Source organism: Sporosarcina sp. P26b, from assembly GCF_002743245.1.
Lineage (GTDB): Bacteria > Bacillota > Bacilli > Bacillales_A > Planococcaceae > Sporosarcina > Sporosarcina ureae_C.
Genome location: NZ_PDYW01000053.1, coordinates 1 through 3,257, shown reverse-complemented (window position 1 = coordinate 3,257; position 3,257 = coordinate 1). Strand labels below are relative to the sequence as shown.

Sequence of the window (3,257 nt, the reverse complement as noted above, 5' to 3'; positions counted from 1 at the left end):
CAAGGTAGCCGTATCGGAAGGTGCGGCTGGATCACCTCCTTTCTAAGGATTATGTTTTCTTGCCTGAAATATGGAAGAAACATTCGGAAGATAGATCTTCGATCTATCACGTTAACGTTTTGCGTTCAGTTTTGAAGGCTCATGTAGTTGAGTGTTCAAAACTTTTTTCTTGTTCATTGAAAACTGGATAAAACGACATTGAAAGTAATCAAGTAATCAACCGAATTGTATTTATACGATTCAAGCAATCTTTTTAACCTTTGGATTCCTATCGCTAGGATGAAATTGGACCTTTTATAGGTTAAGTTAGAAAGGGCGCACGGCGGATGCCTTGGCACTAGGAGCCGATGAAGGACGGCACTAACACCGATATGCTTCGGGGAGCTGTAAGTGAGCTTTGATCCGAAGATTTCCGAATGGGGAAACCCACTGTCCATAATGGGACAGTACGTGTATGTGAATACATAGCATACTCGTGGCACACCCGGAGAACTGAAACATCTAAGTACCCGGAGGAAGAGAAAGAAACATCGATTCCCTTAGTAGCGGCGAGCGAAACGGGAAGAGCCCAAACCAAGAAGCTTGCTTCTTGGGGTTGTAGGACACTCTATACGGAGTTACAAAGGAATGTGTTAGATGAAGCGACCTGGAAAGGTCCGCAAAACAGGGTAAAAGCCCCGTAGTCGAAAGCACATTCTCTCCAGAGTGGATCCTGAGTACGGCGGAACACGTGAAATTCCGTCGGAATCCGGGAGGACCATCTCCCAAGGCTAAATACTCCCTAGTGACCGATAGTGAACCAGTACCGTGAGGGAAAGGTGAAAAGCACCCCGGAAGGGGAGTGAAATAGATCCTGAAACCGTGCGCTTACAAATTGTCAGAGCCCGTTAATGGGTGATGGCGTGCCTTTTGTAGAATGAACCGGCGAGTTACGATTCCATGCAAGGTTAAGCTGAGAAGGCGGAGCCGCAGCGAAAGCGAGTCTGAATAGGGCGAATAAGTATGGGGTCGTAGACCCGAAACCAGGTGATCTACCCATGTCCAGGGTGAAGGTCAGGTAACACTGACTGGAGGCCCGAACCCACGTATGTTGAAAAATGCGGGGATGAGGTGTGGGTAGCGGTGAAATTCCAATCGAACCTGGAGATAGCTGGTTCTCTCCGAAATAGCTTTAGGGCTAGCCTCAAACGAAAGAATCTCGGAGGTAGAGCACTGTTTGGACGAGGGGCCCATCCCGGGTTACCGAATTCAGACAAACTCCGAATGCCGATGATTTATGTTTGGGAGTCAGACAGTGGGTGATAAGATCCATTGTCGAGAGGGAAACAGCCCAGACCACCAGCTAAGGTCCCCAAGTATCTGTTAAGTGGAAAAGGATGTGGCGTTGCCCAGACAACCAGGATGTTGGCTTAGAAGCAGCCATCATTTAAAGAGTGCGTAATAGCTCACTGGTCGAGTGGCGCTGCGCCGAAAATGTACCGGGGCTAAACAGATCACCGAAGCTGTGGATTGACCTTAGGGTCAATGGTAGGAGAGCGTTCCAAGGGCGTTGAAGCTAGACCGGAAGGACTGGTGGAGCGCTTGGAAGTGAGAATGCCGGTATGAGTAGCGAAAGAAGGGTGAGAATCCCTTCCACCGAATGCCCAAGGTTTCCTGAGGAAGGCTCGTCCGCTCAGGGTTAGTCAGGACCTAAGTCGAGGCCGATAGGCGTAGACGATGGACAACAGGTTGATATTCCTGTACCACCTCCCCGCCGTTTGAGTAATGGGGGGACGCAGTAGGATAGGGTGAGCACACAGTTGGTTGTGTGTCTAAGCAGTGAGGTGGAGAACGAGGCAAATCCCGTTCTCATATAACACTAGGCTGTGATGGCGAGGAGATTTATCTCCAGAGTCCCTGATTTCACACTGCCAAGAAAAGCCTCTAGCGAGGCGGGAGGTGCCTGTACCGCAAACCGACACAGGTAGGCGAGGAGAGAATCCTAAGGTGATCGAGAGAACTCTCGTTAAGGAACTCGGCAAAATGACCCCGTAACTTCGGGAGAAGGGGTGCTCTGGTAGGGTGAATAGCCCGAGAGAGCCGCAGTGAATAGGCCCAGGCGACTGTTTAGCAAAAACACAGGTCTCTGCAAAATCGTAAGATGACGTATAGGGGCTGACGCCTGCCCGGTGCTGGAAGGTTAAGAGGAGGGGTTAGCGCAAGCGAAGCTCTGAATTGAAGCCCCAGTAAACGGCGGCCGTAACTATAACGGTCCTAAGGTAGCGAAATTCCTTGTCGGGTAAGTTCCGACCCGCACGAAAGGCGTAACGATCTGGGCACTGTCTCAACGAGAGACTCGGTGAAATTATAATATGCGTGAAGATGCGCATTACCCGCGACAGGACGGAAAGACCCCGTGGAGCTTTACTGTAGCCTGATATTGAATTCCGGTGCAGCCTGTACAGGATAGGTAGGAGCCTAGGATTCCGGAGCGCTAGCTTCGGAGGAGGCATTGGTGGGATACTACCCTGGCTGTATTGGACTTCTAACCCTTGCCCGTGATCCGGGCAGGAGACAGTGTCAGGTGGGCAGTTTGACTGGGGCGGTCGCCTCCTAAAGAGTAACGGAGGCGCTCAAAGGTTCCCTCAGAATGGTTGGACATCATTCGTAGAGTGCAAAGGCATAAGGGAGCTTGACTGCGAGACCTACAAGTCGAGCAGGGTCGAAAGACGGACTTAGTGATCCGGTGGTTCCGCATGGAAGGGCCATCGCTCAACGGATAAAAGCTACCCCGGGGATAACAGGCTTATCTCCCCCAAGAGTCCACATCGACGGGGAGGTTTGGCACCTCGATGTCGGCTCGTCGCATCCTGGGGCTGTAGTCGGTCCCAAGGGTTGGGCTGTTCGCCCATTAAAGCGGCACGCGAGCTGGGTTCAGAACGTCGTGAGACAGTTCGGTCCCTATCCGTCGCGGGCGCAGGAAATTTGAGGAGAGCTGTCCTTAGTACGAGAGGACCGGGATGGACATACCGCTGGTGTACCAGTTGTCTTGCCAAAGGCATCGCTGGGTAGCTATGTATGGACGGGATAAATGCTGAAAGCATCTAAGCATGAAGCCCCCTTCAAGATGAGATTTCCCATTACGCAAGTAAGTAAGATCCCTCAAAGATGATGAGGTGGATAGGTCTGGGGTGTAAGTACGGCGACGTATGTAGCTGACAGATACTAATCGATCGAGGACTTAACCTATTTTAAAAAGTAGTTACTTGAACTACGCC

The 3,257-nt window shown here is 51.1% G+C and carries 1 rRNA gene; it reads left to right on the top strand.

Going from position 1 to position 3,257, the window contains the following annotated elements:
- The first annotated feature begins 299 nt into the window (after nt 1–299).
- Nucleotides 300–3,228, top strand: a 23S ribosomal RNA gene (locus CSV69_RS16360).
- The last annotated feature ends 29 nt before the right edge of the window (nt 3,229–3,257 follow it).